Raw genomic sequence first — 18,783 nt, 5'->3', positions numbered from 1 at the left:
AAATCAAACGTCGAGGCGCTGCTTTTATTCCGCCCGACGCTGCTACCATCTATCACGAGTTGCGATGTCTTCAAGCGAAGTTTCTGGCGCCGAACAATCGAGCGGCGAACAACCTGACGCGAACAAACCCGAAGGCGAGCCGACGCTCAGCGACAAGATCATGGCGCGCGCGATCGAGCTGGGCTTTGACCGCGCGGCCATCGTCCCCGCCGGGCGCCTCAAGCACGCCGAGCAATATCTGGAGTGGCTCAAAGAGGGGCGCCACGGGGCGATGAATTACCTCGACCGCCACCATGAGCTTCGCGTCGACCCGACCAAGATGGAGGAAGGCACGCGCAGCGTGGTGGTGCTGCTCAAGAATTATTATCGCGAGGCCGATCTTTTAGCCGGCGGCCTGCGCATCGCGCGCTACGCCCACGGCGACGATTACCACGACACCCTCTGGGAGCGCATGCGCGAGCTCGCCGCGTTTATCCACGCCGAGACCGGCGCCGACTGCGGCACCCGCCCGGCCACCGACACCGCCCCGATCCTCGAGCGCGACCTGGCCGCGCTGGCGGGGCTCGGGTGGGTGGGGAAGAACGCGATGCTCATCAACCCGGAGATCGGCTCCTTCTCGTTTATCGCCGAGGTCCTGGTCGACCTGGACCTGGAGGCCACCCACCCGATGGTCCCGGACCGCTGCGGCACCTGCTCCAAATGCATCGACGCCTGCCCCACCAACGCGATCATCAGCCCGGCGGTGATCGACGCGCGCCGCTGCATCTCGTATCTGACCATCGAGCTGCGCGGCCCGATCCCGCGGGCGCTTCGCCCCTTAATCGGCGACCATATTTTCGGCTGCGATATCTGCCAGGTGGTCTGCCCCTGGAACTCCAAAGCCGAGCCCTCCGAGGACGCGAGCTTTCAGACCCGCGAGATCTACCGCAGCCTGACCCTGCAGAGACTGCTGTGTTTCGACCTGCCCGATTATGTCGAGCATTTTAGCAAATCGGCCATCAAACGCGCCAAATTACGCGGTCTTCGGCGCAACGCCGCGGTGGTCATCGGCAATACATTCGCCCAAAGCGGCGACGAATCCATCGTCGAACTGCTGGGCGAAAGATTGCTCAAAGACGAGCCTGAGCCGCTCGTGCGCGGTCATATTGCCTGGGCGCTCGGTCAGGTGGGCGGCGACGCGGCGGCTCAGATACTTTGCGAGGCCGCCGGGGCCGAGCAAGATCCCTATGTCCAGGAAGAAATCCGCGCCGCCCAGCGCTGACGAAGTTGCCCCTTGTGTTTCGACTACAAAAACGCGAATAATCTGTATTCACTGCCGATCATATATGCTATGCAAGGGTTATCTGCAGCTTCCACTGCCTCTGCTTTGCGAGGAAAGAGTTTAGCGTTATGTCTGAGCCTTATTTCCGAATAGAACGCCCAGAAGAGCAACTTCTCCCGGTCATCGTCGACGTGCCGCATGCCGGCGAGTGGATCCCCGATGACGTGCGCAAAGAGATGGTCGTGGGTCGTCGCATTTTAAAGCGCGACCTCGACCTCTACGTCGATCAGATCTGGCAGGACGCGCCGAGCCTGGGCGCTACGCTGATCGCCTCGCAGGTCTCGCGCTACGTCGTCGACCTCAACCGCGCCCCCGACGATGTCTCCCCCGAGACCGTTCGCGGCGGCGTGCGCATCCACGAGCCCGGCTATTATCGGGACCGCGGGGTCGTCTGGCGCACCACCACCAGCGGGCAAGAGGTGATGGCCGCGCCGATGTCGAAGGCCGCCTTCGAGCGCCGCCTCAACACCTTCTACCACCCCTATCACCAGGCGCTCAGCGAAGAGATCGCCCGGATCCGCAAGCAATTCGGCTATTGCATCCTGGTCGACGGCCACTCGATGCCCTCCAAGGGCCGCAGCGGCCACACCGACCCGGGCACCCGCCGCGCCGATATCGTGCCGGGCAACGCCGACGGCCAATCCTGCGACGTGACGCTGACCTGGACGGTCGAGGAGCATTTCCGCGACCTGTCCTTCTCGGTCAAGACCAACGAGCCCTATAAGGGCGGCTGGATCACGCGCAACTACGGGCGTCCCAAAAACGACATCCACGCCATCCAGATCGAGATCAACCGCGACCTCTATATGAACGAGCGCACCTTCGCGATCGATATGCCCGGCATCGAGCGGCTGCGCAAAGCCTGCTCGTCGCTGCTGGGCAAGCTGGCCGATATGGACGTGAAATAAGCCCATACCGCCCCCGCCTCTCAAGCCCCCCCCCGGCGCCCGACGCGCCGCGGGGGCTTTTTCGTGCCTCGCCGCCCGTCGTCTATTTTCCCCCCGATGCGCATTGCCCCATTCCCCAGCGATGGTATATGGTCGATTTCAGTGTATTCACCACCTCAGTCACTGAGACGCAGGAGCCATCAGCATGCCAGACCAGGGCCCATCGCTTGAGGATATCCTCCAAGACCTTACCGATATCCTCGACGACGTTCGTATCGAAGAAGATGATGGAAAAGTCGCGCATTATGACGCGATTCAGCGCGGGCTCTCCGAGCTCCACCTGCATATTCTTACGTATATTCGATTCCTCGAGGATCAGAATTTCCTGACCTATAACCGCATCGCCGATGAGCTCGCACTGACCGACGCCGGGCGCGACGCTCTGCAGAATACGGACAGCTGGAGCGCCCAGGTCGCCCAGGCGTTCGCCGACCAGATCGTGGAGCCCAGCGCGGCCGACGATGACGCGATGGCGCTCGACGGCATGCTCGGCGACGGGCTCATCGATGAGATGGCCTCCGGCTTCGATGATATGCGCTTAAGCGACGGCTCCGACGCCGAGGAGATCAGCGCCCCCTTCGACGACGCAATCAGCAGTGATTCATATAACTTCGAAGACTCGCCGAGCGACGCTGCGGCCGACGAGCCGCTGACCGATGAGGCAGCTCTCGACCTGATGTCCGACCGAGTTTTCGATGGGCCCGGGCCCGCCAGCGCACCGCCAGCGACCGATTTGGACCCCGCCGGCGATGTTAATTCCAATCACGAGCGACCGACCGCACAAAGAGACGCAATGAACAATCCAGGGCAGAACCAAGCAACGCCAGCCTCCGCCAACGGAGCCGAACTCTATCAGCGCACCGAGGAATTGGGCGTCGGCGGCGTCGGCACCGTGTTCCGTGCCAACCAGGTCAAGCTCAAGCGCGACGTCGCGCTCAAGGTCGTCGACCAGGTCTTTAACGTCTTCGCCGGCGTCAAGCGCGACGATATCATCGCGAGCTTCACCGAGGTCGTGCAGCGCCAGGCGAGCCTGGTGCACCCGAATATCGTGCAGGTGCTCGACATTGAGACCGACGCCGAATTCCCCTATGTGGTCACGCAATACGCCCCGCGCGGAAACCTGCGCCGCCTCATCGAGATGCCGGATCGCCCCACGCTTAGCGTCGCGCTCAAATATTTTATGCAGATCTTGAGCGCCCTGAGCACCGCCCACGACAACGGCATCGTCCACGGCAACCTCAAGCCCGAGAACGTCGTGCTGGACGCCGCCGGCAACGCCATGATCAGCGACTTCGGCATGGCCAATGTGGTCGAGCGCGAAGACGCCAACACCGCGCATGTCTATGTCGGCGTGGGCACCGTCGCCTATATGAGCCCGGAGCAATTCCAGAACCCGAACTCGGCCACCGAGCAGAGCGATATCTACTCGCTCGGGATCATGCTCTACGAGATGCTCACGGGCAAAGTCCCCGGGCGGCGCTCGCCGATGCCGTCGAGCTTCTACCCGGATATCCCGCGCAGCCTGGATGATATCTTCGACAAGATGTCGGTGGATGACCCGGCCGACCGCTTCCTCAACGTCCAGGAGATCCTCCAGGAGCTCTATCAGGCCGAAGACGTCATGAACCTGCTCGACAACCGCTCGGGCATCCTCTTCATGCGCGACCCCATCGAGTTCGGCGAGCTCGGCGGCATCGAGCTGGCCTCCTCGGCGCCCGCCGGCGGGGCCGCCACCTTCGTCGCGCAGGCCCCGGCTGCGCCGGTCGAGGCTGACTTCGCCGACGACTTCGAGGGCGAATACGAAGACAGCGTCGCCGACGAGGACAGCGACGTCGAAGACAGCGCATTCGACGCTGACTCCGAGGTCGACGAAGACGTCGCCGCCGATGATGTGCTCGGAAAGCTCGATAAATACGGCGATATGTTCGAAGAAGAGGACGCGTGAGCGACCAACTTCTACCATTTGAGGGCGCGCGGCCCTCGCTGGGCGCCCGGGTGTATATCGCCCCGGGCGCGCGCGTCATCGGCAACGTGGCGCTCGGGGACGACGCCAGCGTCTGGTATAACGCCGTGCTGCGCGGCGACCTCGAGCATATCAGCGTCGGCGCGCGCACCAATATCCAGGACGGCACCGTCATTCATATCGAGAGCGGCAAATTCCCCACGATTATCGGGGAAGGCGTCACCATCGGGCACAAAGCGCTGGTTCACGCCTGCACCATCGGCGATAACTGCCTGATCGGCATGGGGAGCATCATCCTGGATGGCGCCGTGATCCCCGACAATTGCCTGGTGGCCGCGGGCGCTGTGGTCACCCCCGGAAAGACCTTCGAGCCGCGCAGCCTGATCCTGGGAAGCCCGGCGCGCACCGTGCGCCCGCTCAGCGACGAAGAGGTCGCGGGCTTCCGCAAGTCCGCCGACCACTATGTCGCGCTGGCCCAGCGCCACGCATCATCTTAATGATTCGACCAAACTTCAGCACATAAAAAAGCGCCCGGCCAACTCGGCCGGGCGCTTTTTTATGTGGGCCATCAGCCCGTCTCACTCGCCAATCAGAAGAGGTCGACCCCCTTGGCGGGTGCAGGTGCGGCTTCGGGCTCGGCGGCCGCCGGGACCTCGACCGGCGCCACAACCTCTTGCCTGCGACGCTTCGACCCCGGATTCGCCGGCGAGGCGAGCGCGCCCAGGCGCCCCGGCTCGACGAGGAGCATAAAACCGCGACGCTCGTTGAAGTCGAAGGTCGCCGCGCTGCAGCCGCGATGTTTGGTCTGCAGATAGGTCTCGAAGCGCTGCTTATGCGGGGACCATAACTTCACGTGCACCTGCACCGACTCCCCGAACTCAGTGGTGGCGCAGCGCCGGTCCAGCCCGCTGCATTGCTGCTCCTGAATACGCTCCACCTCACAGATATCGAGGCCGGCCACGTCGTCGACCAACGCCAGATAGACATGGCTCTTTGAGAGCGTGCGCTCGCGCGTACGAGCGCGAGTCTTCTCAGCGATCGCGGTCCCCATATAGGGCGTGGGGAGGTCGGGATTGGCGAACCATACCCCCCGCTCAAGCGATCGCTCCTTGCGGTCCGAATACCCCTTATGCCAGCCGATGCCCCACACCGTCGGGCCGAGCATCTCCAGCGGGAGAAGCGAGAATTCCGAGTAGAAATCGCCCCCCTTTCGCGGCGTCTTGGCGCATTGTTGCAGCGGCTCGGGCGTGACCTTCGCGTGCTTTGCCAGGCTCCAGTCCTCGCCCTGGCGCTCCAGATTTAGCCAATAGAGCTCGCTCTGGGCGTCGCTCGGGCAACGATTGCCCGGCGCGCGCGGCCCGCACAAAAGCAGCCCGGCGCGCTGCGTCCCGCGGGTGGATTGATACGCCTCGACCAGCTCGCGCTCACTGGTGGCCAGCGGGCAAATTTCGTCGAAGACATCGGTCTTGGCCAGCGTCTCCTCGAACTCACTGGTGTCTTGGAGCAGGAGCCAACTGTTGGGCACGACCTCGAAGCTATCATAATACCAGGTGTCGCCGTTGAGCACCCAGCGCCCCAGCGCGCCTGGGCGCGGCGGCTGGCCCTTAGCCTGCGAGAACGGCAGCCAGCCGCCCACCTCGTAGCGGGCAAAGCGCGGGCCCAGCGGGTCCGGTAACATGCTCAGGCGCGTCTGCTCACCGCGGCGCCCGGCCTCATCGCCGTCCAATAGCTCAACGCGAAACGCCACCGCCTCGGTCGGCAGCGTGGCCACCTGCCCGATGACGCCCAGCGTCAACGCCACCTCCACGTTATAGCCGTCCTTGGTCTTCTTGGTCGCCGCGGTGATGCCGGCGCGGTGCAGCGCCCCATCCGGGCGATCGAAGCGCCAGAATTGCCCGTCCGGCGTGAATAAAATCGCGCTCTCCGAGCCGATATCGTGTCTTTTGGCCATCCCGTCGGGCAGCGAGGCGATGACCGACTCAAGCTTCGGGTCCTGCAACCAGATGATGACGCCGTCCGACATGATATCCTGGGACTCCGCGTCGATAACCACGTCGTCGCGCACCGCGACCGAGAAATAGACATACCCCTCGTCGGCCTCCACCCCCACGCTAAAACTCGCGTCCTTCGCCCCGCCCCAGAACTCCTCGCCGGTGACGATATGCTTGGAGCTGCCAAAGGTGCGCACTTTGCGGGTATTCCAATCGCTAAAGTCCCCGTCGATCGTCTTGCTGGTCTCGGCCTTCGGCAGCGGCAAGACGAGCAACGGCTGGTCGACCGCGGCGCTGCGACGCGCGCGCGCAGGCGTCCCGCGCCGCGGCTTGATCTCCTCGTCGAGCAGGTCGTTGGGATCGGGCTCATCGGCCAGGCCGAAGGGGTCGAGCTCGTGGGACTTCGAGCTTGAGCAGCCAACGCTAAACGCAGCCATGCTCAACAGGCAGGTCAGCACGAGCATCTTCAAGCTCCCCAGACGCCCTCGAGAAGTTGAATATTTATGGGGCGATACTAACGCAATTCGGGTCCGCATGATCGGGTGTCCATCAGTTGTTGAGGTCGTCGGACGAGCCCACAAGGCCCACCAATTCACCTAAAATATTAAGCGCTTCAAGCGGCGTCATTGTATTGGGATTTAATCCCTGAATGCGCTCCAGGGCCGCCTGTTGGGCGGGGTCGAGCGCCGGGGGAGCTTGGAAGAGGCCGAGCTGATTGGGGTTATTTCGCGCGGTCACCGGCGCGGGTTTGCCCGGCTGACGCCCGGCGCGCGGCACGCCGCGCTCGTCGAATTGGCCGCCCTCGAGGTTCTCGAGCACCTGCTTGGCGCGCGCGACCACCGGCTCGGGCAGCCCGGCGAGCTTGCCGACCTGGATGCCGTAGGAGCGGTTGGCCTCGCCGTCGACGAGTTTGCGCAAAAAGATAATATCGTCGTTCCACTCCTTGACCGCGATCGACAGGTTATGCGCCCCGTCCAGGGTGCGCACCAGCTCGGTCAGCTCGTGATAATGCGTGGCGAACATCGTCTTTGATTGAAGTTTATCGTGCAGATACTCGGCCACCGCCCAGGCGATCGACAGCCCGTCGAAGGTCGAGGTGCCGCGGCCAATCTCATCGAGAATGACCAGACTCTTGTCGGTCGCGTTATTGAGGATATGCGCGGCCTCGGTCATCTCGACCATAAAGGTCGACTGGCCGCGGGCCAGGTTATCGCTGGCGCCCACGCGGCTAAATATTTTATCGACCAGCCCGAGCCGGGCGCTCTTCGCCGGCACAAAGGAGCCCATCTGGGCGAGCAGGCTAATCAGCGCGACCTGGCGGATGACCGTCGACTTACCGGCCATATTCGGCCCGGTGATGATGAGCAGGCGGCGCTCCGGCGACATGCGCACCGAGTTGGGCACGAAACGCTCGTCTTTGAGCGTGCTCTCGACCACCGGGTGGCGGCCCTCGTCGATCTCGATGACCGGCTCATCGCAGATGGTCGGGCGCGTGTATTCCAGGCGCGCGGCCAACTCCGAGAGCCCCGCGATCACGTCGAGATTGGCCAATTCGCTCGCCGTGCGAAGCAGCGCGCCGACCTCCAGGCCGACGGTCTGGCGGAGCTCCTGAAAGAGCTGGTATTCCAGCGTCTTACGCTTGTCATCGGCGCTCAGGATCTTCTCCTCCATCTCCTTGAGCTCCGGGGTATAATAGCGCTCCGCGTTCGCCAGCGTTTGCTTGCGAATATAGTGCTCGGGGACCAGGTCCAGGTTCGACTTGGTGACCTCCAAAAAGTAGCCAAAGACCTTATTATATTTGATCTTCAGGCTGCTGATATCGGTCGCTTGTTTCTGCTCGGCCGCGTAATTGAGCAGCCAGTCCTTGCCGTGCTCCGACAGGTCGATCAGCTCGTCGAGTTCGGCGTGGAATCCGGCCCTAAACAGCCGCCCCTCGGTCAACTCGATCGGCGGGTCATCGACGATCGCGCGCTCGATCAGGTCGCGCAGCTCCGGGCAGGGGTCGAGGCTTTCGTCCAGGGAGACCAGGAACTCCGACTCGCAATCGGCCAGCACTTCCTTGACCTCGGGGATGATGCTCAAGGTCTTTAGAAGACTGCGCAGGTCACGCGCGTTCGCGCTGCCCGACGAGATCTTGGCGCACAGCCGCTCGATATCGTAGACCTCGCCCAGGGCGTTGCGGATATCCTCGCGAAGCGCCGGGAAGCGCAGCATCTCCTCGACCGCGTCGTGGCGATTGCGGATGCGCGTGGCGTCGACCAGCGGATAGTTGAGCCATTGGCGAAGCCTGCGCGCGCCCATGGCGGTGGTGGTCTTGTCGATGACCCCCAGCAGGCTGCCGCTTCGGCGCGCGCCCATCAGCGTCTTGGTCAGCTCAAGATTCGCCTTGGTGGACTCGTCGATCACCAGGAAGGAGCGCGCCCGATACGGCTCGACCGCCTGAATATTGGCCGGCACACCGCGGCGCGTCTCGACCAGATAATCGAGCACCGCGCAGGCCGCCTTGGCCACCGCCTCGCCGCCCTCGAAGTTGAAGTCATGGACGCGCGCGAAGATCTTTTCGACCGCCGCGCTCTTCAAAAAATACGCGTCGCTCGCCAGGTCGTCGGCCAGGCGCGGCCCGGCGGCGACGCGCTCCAGCAGGTGTTTTGAGGCGTAGCATTTCGGCGAGCGCGGCCTTAAAAACACGCCCTCCAGCTGGGCGCGCATGGCCTCAAAATGCCCGCTGATTCGCGGCCGGCCGTCATCGTCCTGGGCGTTACTCTCGGCAAAAACAGCGTCGCCCTCTTCGGCCTGCGGGATCAACAATTCGCGCGGCTCCACGCGGTTCAGCTCGCTCAAAAGCTCGGCGCGACCGCGCAACTCCGTGACCTGAAAATCACCGGTCGACACATCCAAATAGGCCAGCCCATAGGTGAGCTCCTGGCCTGCCCGGGCCGCCTCGCTGGCCGAACCGACCGCGATGGCCGCGACATAATTGGGCGCCTTCTCATCGAGCGAGTCGCTGTCGAGCAACACCCCGGGCGTCACCACCCGCGTCACGTCGCGCTTCACGATCCCCTTGGCGTCCGCCACATCTTCGACCTGCTCACAGATCGCCACCGAGAATCCCTTGTCGACCAGCCGGTCGATATACCCGGCCGCCGCGTGATGCGGCACCCCCGCCATCGGCACCGCGTTTTTATTCTTCCCACGCGCCGTCAGCGTCAGCCCCAACTCCCGCGCGCTGGTCTTCGCGTCCTCAAAAAACATCTCGTAGAAATCGCCCAGGCGGAAGAAAAGAATCGAGCCGGGAAAACGCTCTTTTACTTCCAGATATTGGCGCAACATCGGTGTGAGCTTCATACATCTCAAGGGGGTTTGGGGTCAGGTCAGGCACGCGTCGAGGACGCGAAATAGCCCGCGCAAGCGCAGGGGCAAAGATGCGCCGCTTAATGTGTCATCGCCGACGCCTTGGCGTCAATCAAGTCTTTGGGATGCGCGGCGCGGTGGGCGTCCGGTTAGCGACGATCGAAACGCCGCGCGAGCCCGCCGCCCGCCGCAGCCTACGCAAACGGCGATCCGACCGCGGCTACCGATTCGGTTACGCCCTTTCAGGGCTTGCGAGGTGTGCGTCTTGGGCATTTCAAACGATGTCGCGTTTTTGAACACATTGCCCAACACCACCGCGCAACGAAGTTCCACAAACATGCATGGTCCCCGCGCACCAAGCCCCGCAGGGGCGTAACCGAACTAGTAGCCGTGGGCGTAGGGCGCCAATCGCGCCAGCGTTGGCGGACGTAGCCTTCGGCGGGGGTTATGGCTTGGGCGGCGGTCGTATAGTCACCACGCTCCCGGCTATTCGCCACCCCGCCGCAGCCTACGCAAACTACGCTCCGACCGCGGCTACCGATTCGGTTACGCCCTTTCAGGGCTTGCGAGGTGTGCGTCTTGGGCATTTCAAACGATGTCGCGTTTTTGAACACATTGCCCAACACCACCGCGCAACGAAGTTCCACAAACATGCATGGTCCCCGCGCACCAAGCCCCGCAGGGGCGTAACCGAACTAGTAGCCGTGGGCGTAGGGCGCCAATCGCGCCAGCGTTGGCGGACGTAGCCTTCGGCGGGGGTTGTGCCTTCGGCGGGGGTCGTGCCTTCGGCGGCTGCCAAGCCCCCCCCCCCAATAGACCGAAATCTCAATATGAAAAAGCCACTCAACCGTCTACTATGTAGACCTCCTACAATCTCAGACATCTTTAAACATTAAGGCGGATAATGTCCTATACCCGACTGCGCTATCATATCGTTACGGCGACCAAATATCGTGAACCACTCCTAACTCCCGACGTTGAAAATGTTGCCTACAGGGTTCTTCGCAGAGAGGCAGAAGCCCTCAACGCAAAAATATCGCATATCGGCGGAATCGAAGACCACATTCATATCATCGCCGCAATACCTCCAACCCTCGCCGTGAGCACTTTTGTGGGGCGCGTAAAAACCGAGACAACCAAGGCACTAAAGCGCAATTTTGCGCACCTCGACACCTTCGCCTGGCAAGCGGGCTTCGGCGCGTTCACGCTAAACCCCAACGATATGGATGGCATTATTCACTACGTGTTAAACCAAAAGAACCACCATAAAAAAGATGATCTATGGGCTCCATTCGAGCGGTTAGGCTAAGACGGCGATCGCCCAACACAACCCCTCGAATAAGACGCCCGCCGCAGCCTACGCAAACGGCGCTCCGACCGCGGCTACCGATTCGGTTACGCCCTTTCAGGGCTTGCGAGATGTGCGTCTTGGATATTCCAAACGATGTCGCGTTTTTGAACACATTGCCCACAACCACCGCGCAACGAAGTTCCACAAACATGCATGGTCCCCGCGCACCAAGCCCCGCAGGGGCGTAACCGAACTAGTAGCCGTGGGCGTAGGGCGCCAATCGCGCCAGCGTTGGCGGACGTAGCCTTCGGCGGGGGTTATGGCTTGGGCGGAGATCACACCTTGGGCGGAGGTCGTACACTCGGCGGCGAACGTAGCCTTCAGCGGCGGACGTAGCCTTCGGCGGGGGTTATGGCTTGGGCGGCGGTCGTATAGTCACCACGCTCCCGGCTATTCGCCACCCCGCCGCAGCCTACGCAAACTACGCTCCGACCGCGGCTACCGATTCGGTTACGCCCTTTCAGGGCTTGCGAGGTGTGCGTCTTGGGCATTTCAAACGATGTCGCGTTTTTGAACACATTGCCCAACACCACCGCGCAACGAAGTTCCACAAACATGCATGGTCCCCGCGCACCAAGCCCCGCAGGGGCGTAACCGAACTAGTAGCCGTGGGCGTAGGGCGCCAATCGCGCCAGCGTTGGCGGACGTAGCCTTCGGCGGGGGTTATGGCTTGGGCGGAGATCACACCTTGGGCGGAGATCACACCTTGGGCGGAGGTCGTACACTCGGCGGCGAACGTAGCCTTCAGCGGCGGACGTAGCCTTCGGGGGGGGTCAAGCCTTCAACAAACGAGAACATCACAAACACGTATAGACGGCGCGCACCCAAACAATTAGAAGACCCCACGCGTGCACCTCGCCCCGCGAGGCCGCAAACCTAATCGCAACCTGCGCTATAACTTAATCATGAAAAAACTCATCATTGGCGGCGTCCCCGAGCATTTTAACCTCCCCTGGCAGATCGCCATCGGCGAGAAGAAATTCGAGGCCGAGGGGGTTGAGTTGGTCTGGCGGGACTTCCCCAAAGGCACCGGCGACCTGAACCGCGCGCTGCGCGCCAAAGAGATCGACCTGGCGGTCATCCTCACCGAGGGCATCGTGCGCGACATCGTCCAGGGGAACCCCGCGAAGATCGCGCAAGTCTATGTAAAGTCACCACTTTTATGGGGCATCCATGTCGCGGCCGGCTCCGACTACCAATCCATCGCGGACCTAAAAGGCACCCACGCCGCGATCAGCCGGTACGGCTCGGGCTCGCACCTGATGGCCTTTGTGAACGCCGAAAGTCACGGGTGGAACCTCACAGAAGACCTGAAATTTGAGGTGATCGACGACCTAAACGGGGCGCTTAAGGGGCTGCCCGAAGGGCGTGGCGACTATTTTATGTGGGAGAAGTTCATGACCAAGCCCTACGTCGACCAGGGCATCTTTCGGCGCATCGGCGAGTGCCCCACGCCCTGGCCAAGCTTTGTGATCGCCGCGCGAAACGATGTCCTCGACGCGCACGAACCCGACGTCCGCTCGGTCCTAAAGGTCATCAACGCCGCGACCGCCACCTTCAAAGATGCGCCGCAGACCGAAGCGCTTATCGCCGAGCGATTCGGGCAAAAACCCGCCGACGTCAAAGCCTGGCTCTCGCTCACCCAATGGGCGAGCGAGCCCCTGACGCATGACGAGCTGGGCGATGTTCAGGAAAAACTGATGCAATTGGGGTTGATCGAGGAGGCGCTGGCGGCCCGGGATATCCTGGCGTTTTAAGTTAGCGTGCCAACCGACGCCTCAACGCCCCACCGGGGTATGCTCAATCTCGGATTGATTGCCCCACCACACGATCCCCAGGCAATCCGCGGCCGCCTCCTTATGCAGCTCGGCGACGTCGTAGCTCGGCGGCAGCGCCTCGTCCGCGAACCACCAGACATCATCGACGCGCTTGAGGCTGCGATAGTCGATGGGGTTTCTAAAATCCAAGATCCGATTCTGCAGTTGAAAGTTCAGGATCCCCTGCTGATTGCTCTGCCCGTCGAAGCTCGGCAGCACCACCAGGTGGTTCTGAACATCGCCGTGGGCGCCGTAGACGTTAAAGGGGGCAAAGAGGCGATTGAGCCGCGCGCCGACCTCAAAGACATCGTTGAAGTCATCGGCGAGGATGCGAAGCATCGCGTCTAAGAGTTGCTCGCGCCGGCGTTGCATCGCGGCGCGCCAGGCGTCCGGGTCCTCAAAGGCGTATTTAGAGATGATGCCGCATTGGGGAAGTTCGTCGTATTTTTCGGCCATATGCGCTCCGTATTTTCGCGGTGATAGAAAGTCTTTACGCACCTCATTCGAGGCATCCGTCGACAAAAAGTCTATAAAATCTATCGCCACTCTCCAAACACCAAAATTCGCAACGTCGACCCCGAGCAAACCCGACTCCGCATCAAGCCTGGTGACCCGCGGCATCTATACCGGTCACCCGAATCCCGATGCGCACCGGGCCGGTCTTCGCGCGCACCCAGCCCCGCCATATCACCTGCCGCCACCGCAGACGGCGGCGCGCCGGCGGTATATAAACGCAAAAAAGCGCGCACAAAGACGCACTGATTCACGAACATTTTATTTTTGAGAGATAAGCCAACAACCGGATTCGAACCGGTGACCTGCTCATTACGAATGAGCTGCTCTACCTAGCTGAGCTATGTTGGCGATCGAGGCGAAGATTATCCGAGATACGGAAAACCGACGAATCGGGAACCGGCTTATAAGCAAGCCATTCCCGGTTGTCAAGATGTTCACTTCATTTACTCGCCCCGAGGTGCCCGATTTGCGCCAATCTCGGCGAAAGTCCTGCGATTCGCGCCGAATCCTGTCGCCCGGCGACTTTCCACCTACATCGGCGCGCCGCGCGATCCTGCCAGCCTATTCGAAGATCGCGCGCCGATGAAATACGCGCCTTGCCATAGCCGTTCATGTTGGGCGAGAAAGTGCTGCGTTTGTATTGTCCGCCGAGCATCCATCCCTAAGCCGTATGCCATCCTATGACTGCCGAACCGACCGTGAAATCTGCGACGCCCTCTAAAAAGAGCGCGCGCCGCGCCAGCCAAAAGTCGATCATCGTGGAGGGTGCGCGCGCGCATAACCTGCAAAATGTCGACCTGACGATTCCCAAGCGCAAACTCGTGGTCTTCACCGGCCCGAGCGGCTCAGGCAAGTCGAGCCTGGCATTTGACACCATTTATGCCGAGGGCCGCCGGCGCTATGTCGAGAGCCTGTCGACCTACGCGCGCCAATTCCTCGGGCAGATGGATAAGCCCGAATACGACATGATCTCGGGGTTGAGCCCGACGATTTCGATCGAGCAAAAGACCTCGTCGAATAACCCGCGCAGTACCGTCGGCACGGTCACCGAATTGCACGACCACCTGCGCGTGCTCTACGCGCGCCTGGGCCAGCAGCATTGCCATAAATGTGGCACGCCCGTGAGCGCGATGTCGCGCGATGCGATCGTCGAGCAGGTGCTGTCGCTGCCGGAGGGCACCCGCTTTATGGTGCTCGCGCCGCTGGTGCGAAACCGCAAAGGTGAGTACCGGGAGCTCTTCGACGACCTGCGCCACGACGGGTTCACCCGAGTGCGCATCGACGGCGAGATTCGCCTGCTCGAAGAGGTCGAGAAGGTCGCGCTGCACACGCGCCATCATATCGAGGTGGTCGTCGACCGACTCATCGCCAAGCCCGACAAAATTCAGCGCATCACCGACTCCGTTGAGCTCGCCCTGTCGACCGCCGAGGGCCAGTGCATCGTCGCGATCCCGCCGGATAAAGACGCGCCCGACGCCCCGGCCAACGAGCAGCTCTATAGCACGCAACGCGCCTGCGCGGCGTGCAATATCGCCTACGACGAGCTCACTCATCAGAGCTTCTCGTTTAACACCCCGCTGGGCATGTGCCCGGATTGCTCCGGCAGCGGCATCACGATGCAGGTCGAGACGGCGGCGCTGATTATCGACCCCAAAAAGTCGCTGCGCGGCGGGGTCATCGAGGCCATCGGCCCGGACCCCGACACCGAGCGTGGCGAGCGATTTGGCTACGCCGAAGAGGTCGAGAAGATCTGGCCGCAGCTTAAAACGACGGCCAAGGCCCACGATATCGACCTCGATCTTCCCTGGCATAAGCTGTCGAAGACGGCTCAAAAGACCATCTTTGAGGGCCCGAAAGAGGCCAAAAAGAAGGGCTATAAGGGGTTCCCGGGCATCGTGTCGTTTGTGAATAAGGCGCGCAAAAAAGCCAAGAAAAAGGCGACGCGCGACTTCTTCGACGAGTTTCGCCAACCCGCCCCGTGCCCAGGCTGCGAGGGGTCGCGCCTTCGCCCGGAGAGCCGCGCGGTCTTCTTTAAGGGCAAACCCTTAAGCGAGGTCAACGCCCTGGACATCGAGCAGGCGCTCGCCTTTTTCGAGGGCATCGAACTCGAGGGGCGCGAGGCGATCATCGGCACCGAGCTGCTCGAAGAGATCCGTGAGCGCTTTGGATTCTTGCTCAACGTGGGGTTGAGTTATCTGTCGCTGGGACGTGGCACTGCGACCCTGTCGGGCGGCGAGGCCCAGCGCATTCGGCTCGCCAGCCAGCTTGGCAGTGAGCTGTCGGGGGTCTTGTACGTCCTGGATGAGCCGTCGATCGGGCTGCACCCGCGGGACCATCGCCGACTTCTCGAGACCCTCGAGAGCCTGCGCGACCAGGGCAACTCCGTGCTGGTCGTCGAGCATGATCGCGACACCATGGAGCACGCGGATTTGCTGGTTGATTTCGGCCCCGGCGCCGGCCGAGACGGCGGCGAAATCGTCGCCTACGGCTCGCTCGAAGAGTTCAAAAAGAGCGAGAACTCGCTGACCGCCGACTATCTGGCCGGGCGAAAGGAGATCGCGGTTCCCGAGACGCGCCGCCCCACCGACGGCCCCTGCGTGTCGATCCGCGGCGCGCGCCACCACAACCTCAAGAGCATCGACGTCGACTTTCCCATCGGCACCTTTATCTGTGTGACGGGCGTATCCGGCGCGGGCAAAAGCTCGCTGGTCAACGAGACGCTCTACCCGGCGGTCGCCCGCAAGGTATTCTTCAAGCACCGCACGGTCGGCGAGCACGATGAGATCGAAGGACTTCACCATTTCGACAAAGTTATTCGCATCGACCAATCCCCGATCGGGCGCACCCCGCGCAGCAACCCGGCGACCTATACCAAGGCATTCGACCATATCCGCGATATGTTCACGAACCTGCCCGAAGCCCGCATGTACGGCTTCGACAAGGGGCGCTTCAGCTTTAACGTGAAGGAAGGGCGCTGCGCGGAGTGCAAAGGTCAGGGCGTGCAGGTCGTCGAGATGAGCTTCTTATCCGACGTCTACGTCCCCTGCCCGGCGTGTCACGGCGGCAGGTTTGACCCGACCACGCTGCGCATCAAATACCGCGGTCATAGCATCAATGACGTGCTCAATATGACCATCGCCGAGGCCGCCGAGCTCTTCGACAAACACCCGAAGATCTCGCGCATCCTGCAAACCCTGCTCGACGTCGGCCTCGACTATATCCAGCTCGGCCAGCCCTCCCCAACCCTGTCGGGCGGCGAGGCCCAGCGGGTGAAGTTGTCGCGCGAGCTGGCAAAAATCGCCACCGGCGAGACGCTCTATATCCTGGACGAGCCGTCGACCGGGCTGCACTTCCACGACATCAGCCGCCTGCTCAAAGTCGTCGATAAGCTCGTCGACGCCGGCAACACGGTGGTCATCATCGAGCACAACACCGACATCATTAAGAGCGCGGATTACCTCATCGACATCGGCCCGGAGGGCGGCATCGGCGGCGGTCAATTGATCGCCCAGGGCACGCCCGAAGAGGTCGCGAAGGTTGAGGGGAGTTATACTGGTAAGTTTTTGAGGGAGGAGTTGGGATAAACGAAACAGCGCGGGCGCCTGGCGGCGCCCGCGCTGTGCGGTGCATCAGTGCTGCGGCCCATCAATGATGATGACAGTGGTCGTCATCGGCGTGATCATGCTCGTGGTCTTCCTCATCATGACCGTGGTCGTGCATATGATGATGGCCGACCGGCATCAATTGCAGAAGCATCCCGCGGGGTCCCATGCGCAGATAGGAGAGCAAAAAGAGCGCGGTGAGGATCGCGGCGGCGGTGTATTCGAGGGCTGAATGCTCGCCGAGGAAGACCTCGGTCGGCAGTGACAGCGCGACCGGGTTGAGGCTGTCGGGCTGAGCCAGGTTGAAGAGGAATCCAAAGACCATAATCGTGGCAAGGCCGCCGCCCAGGACGAGCCACATGGTGCGGGCGCCGTGTAACTTCTTGAGCAGCACCAGCGCTGCGATATTCAGCGACGGACTCGCCACCAGCATCGCCAGGACCGCGCCAAGTGAGACGCCGCCGGCGAGCATCGCCGCGGCCATCGCGGTGAGACCGGAGGCGTTGAGGTAAAACGGTGTGGCCAAGAGGGTTAACACGACCACTTCGAGGGCAGCGGGAAGCGCGTCGAAAAGACCGTTCTGCACCAGGGGCCAGCTCAGCGCGACCGCGGCAAAACCAACGACAATCCAGGGCGCGACGTGGTCAATCTGCTCAACCCAACCTTTGGCCAACGACTCTCGGGCGTGCGCGCCGAGGCTGAGTTTATCCATCACCTCGGACGCCTCGGTGGGCTGCTCGGGCGCCTCGTTTTTTGCGCCCCAGAAGACCACGAGCATCGCGACCACGAGCGCCACGAGGACCGTGAAGAGCAGTCTTGCGACCGTTAACTCAACCCCCAAAAGCTTTATCGATAGGGCCAACGAATCGAGCGTAATCGACGGCGCGGCCACGAGGAACGCAACCGCTGCGGCGATCGGAATTCCGCGCCGGCAGAGGTCTTCGTAGACCGTCTCGACACCGCAAGAGCAAATCGGAATCGGTGTGCCAAAGAAGACGCCGCGAAACGCGCTGCCAAAGCTTGTCTTGCCCCGGAAGCGATTGAGCACCGTGCTGCCAAAGCTCGTCTCCATCAAGCCGCCGAGCGTAAAACCGACCAGGAGGGCCGGCGCCGCGGCGATAAAGATGCTGGAGAACCGAGCCCAGGCATTATCGAAATCATGGAGATGCCCAAAATAGAGCAACCCGACCGCTGCGAGCGCCCCACCCATCGCCGAATAGGTTGCGTGCCAGCGGTCCTGGCAGTGGCGCGGGATTAACTCGCTGGCGGTGTCGTGGCCGACCACATGCATCAGGCTGCCGGCGACGAAGGCGATAAGATAGCCCATGATGACGGGCGTAATCATGACCTCACCGCCGACCCAATACCCGGCGACGGTGGCGATGCCCAAGATGCCCAGCGCGGCGGACGCGATGATATTTCCCATCCGCGGTTGCAGCGACCACCAGATCAGCAGGGACATCGGCACGCGGTGGATGAGCACCGCCGCCACCATGCCCCCAAAGCGCACGTCCTCGGCCATACCATGCGAATGCCCAACATGCTCGAGGTGGCCGCCTTGGGTGCCGTGGAAGATCGCGGCCCCGTCGATCATCGCGTGCAAGCCAAGGCCCGCGACCGCGATGAGGATGAAGATATTATGGACCTTGCGCTGGCCGAGGTGATGCAGGTTTCGGCCGAAGATAAACGGGCCAAGAATTCCGGCAACCGCGGCGAGCAGAGTCCACCACCCAGCGTGTTCGATGGCGGCGGGCATGAGGTGAAAAAGACTCAAGCCCAGAATCGACACGAATACGAAGCCATCCATCCCACACAAGAACTGCGGGTGGCGCTTAACCACCGGAAAGAGAAGCGGTCCGAAGGCAAGCGCCACAATACTCAGAGATAATTCCACAAATGAGTCCGGCTTCGGCCGAAGCAAAGA

11 protein-coding genes and 1 tRNA gene are annotated in these 18,783 nt (G+C 62.2%); 7 read left to right on the top strand and 5 right to left on the bottom strand.

Annotated features, from left to right (window positions below; all coding sequences use genetic code 11):
- The first annotated feature begins 64 nt into the window (after positions 1–64).
- From queG to DN745_RS00425, 4 genes are all read left to right on the top strand, one after another.
- The gene (gene queG, locus DN745_RS00440) at positions 65–1,261 is read left to right on the top strand and encodes a tRNA epoxyqueuosine(34) reductase QueG (RefSeq protein WP_111331116.1); all 1,197 of its coding nucleotides are present in this window, start codon (positions 65–67) and stop codon (positions 1,259–1,261) included.
- A gap of 128 nt (positions 1,262–1,389) precedes the next feature.
- The gene (locus DN745_RS00435) at positions 1,390–2,229 is read left to right on the top strand and encodes an N-formylglutamate amidohydrolase (RefSeq protein ID WP_111331114.1); all 840 of its coding nucleotides are present in this window, start codon (positions 1,390–1,392) and stop codon (positions 2,227–2,229) included.
- 184 nt (positions 2,230–2,413) lie between these two features.
- Positions 2,414–4,213, top strand: a complete 1,800-nt coding sequence (locus DN745_RS00430; protein WP_111331112.1) for a serine/threonine-protein kinase — start codon at positions 2,414–2,416, stop codon at positions 4,211–4,213.
- Positions 4,210–4,728 carry a gamma carbonic anhydrase family protein gene (locus DN745_RS00425; RefSeq protein ID WP_111331110.1) on the top strand — a complete coding sequence of 173 codons (519 nt, stop codon included), beginning with the start codon at positions 4,210–4,212 and terminating at the stop codon, positions 4,726–4,728. The genes DN745_RS00430 and DN745_RS00425 overlap by 4 nt, the downstream gene beginning before the upstream one ends.
- Positions 4,729–4,820: 92 nt before the next feature.
- Here DN745_RS00425 and DN745_RS00420 read toward each other — a convergent pair whose 3' ends face one another.
- Positions 4,821–6,686, bottom strand: coding sequence for a sugar-binding protein (locus DN745_RS00420; protein ID WP_162687363.1), 1,866 nt, complete (start codon positions 6,684–6,686; stop codon positions 4,821–4,823).
- A gap of 85 nt (positions 6,687–6,771) precedes the next feature.
- On the bottom strand, positions 6,772–9,567 hold the full coding sequence (mutS, locus tag DN745_RS00415) for a DNA mismatch repair protein MutS (RefSeq protein ID WP_111331106.1): 2,796 nt from the start codon (positions 9,565–9,567) through the stop codon (positions 6,772–6,774).
- A gap of 910 nt (positions 9,568–10,477) precedes the next feature.
- On the opposite strand from mutS, the gene tnpA reads away from it, so the two are divergent.
- Entirely contained in the window at positions 10,478–10,882 is a 405-nt protein-coding gene (gene tnpA, locus DN745_RS00410; protein ID WP_111331105.1) for an IS200/IS605 family transposase, read from the top strand.
- Positions 10,883–11,829: 947 nt separating this feature from the next.
- Positions 11,830–12,681, top strand: coding sequence for a substrate-binding domain-containing protein (locus DN745_RS00405; RefSeq protein WP_111337479.1), 852 nt, complete (start codon positions 11,830–11,832; stop codon positions 12,679–12,681).
- A gap of 21 nt (positions 12,682–12,702) precedes the next feature.
- Here DN745_RS00405 and DN745_RS00400 read toward each other — a convergent pair whose 3' ends face one another.
- Together DN745_RS00400 and DN745_RS00395 are read right to left on the bottom strand one after the other, a co-directional pair.
- Positions 12,703–13,197 carry a hypothetical protein gene (locus tag DN745_RS00400; RefSeq protein ID WP_111331103.1) on the bottom strand — a complete coding sequence of 165 codons (495 nt, stop codon included), beginning with the start codon at positions 13,195–13,197 and terminating at the stop codon, positions 12,703–12,705.
- Between the two features lie 334 nt (positions 13,198–13,531).
- Positions 13,532–13,605 (bottom strand) — tRNA-Thr (locus tag DN745_RS00395).
- Positions 13,606–13,955: 350 nt separating this feature from the next.
- On the opposite strand from DN745_RS00395, the gene uvrA reads away from it, so the two are divergent.
- Positions 13,956–16,841, top strand: coding sequence for an excinuclease ABC subunit UvrA (gene uvrA, locus DN745_RS00390; protein WP_204355057.1), 2,886 nt, complete (start codon positions 13,956–13,958; stop codon positions 16,839–16,841).
- A 61-nt stretch (positions 16,842–16,902) separates the two neighbouring features.
- On the opposite strand, the gene DN745_RS00385 is transcribed toward uvrA, so the two are convergent.
- On the bottom strand, positions 16,903–18,753 hold the full coding sequence (locus DN745_RS00385) for a permease (RefSeq protein WP_133622128.1): 1,851 nt from the start codon (positions 18,751–18,753) through the stop codon (positions 16,903–16,905).
- Between the last annotated feature and the right edge of the window lie 30 nt (positions 18,754–18,783).

This window comes from Bradymonas sediminis (assembly GCF_003258315.1).
GTDB lineage: Bacteria > Myxococcota_A > Bradymonadia > Bradymonadales > Bradymonadaceae > Bradymonas > Bradymonas sediminis.
Note: the sequence above shows the minus strand (reverse complement) of the source record. Positions and strands in the feature narration are given on the sequence as shown.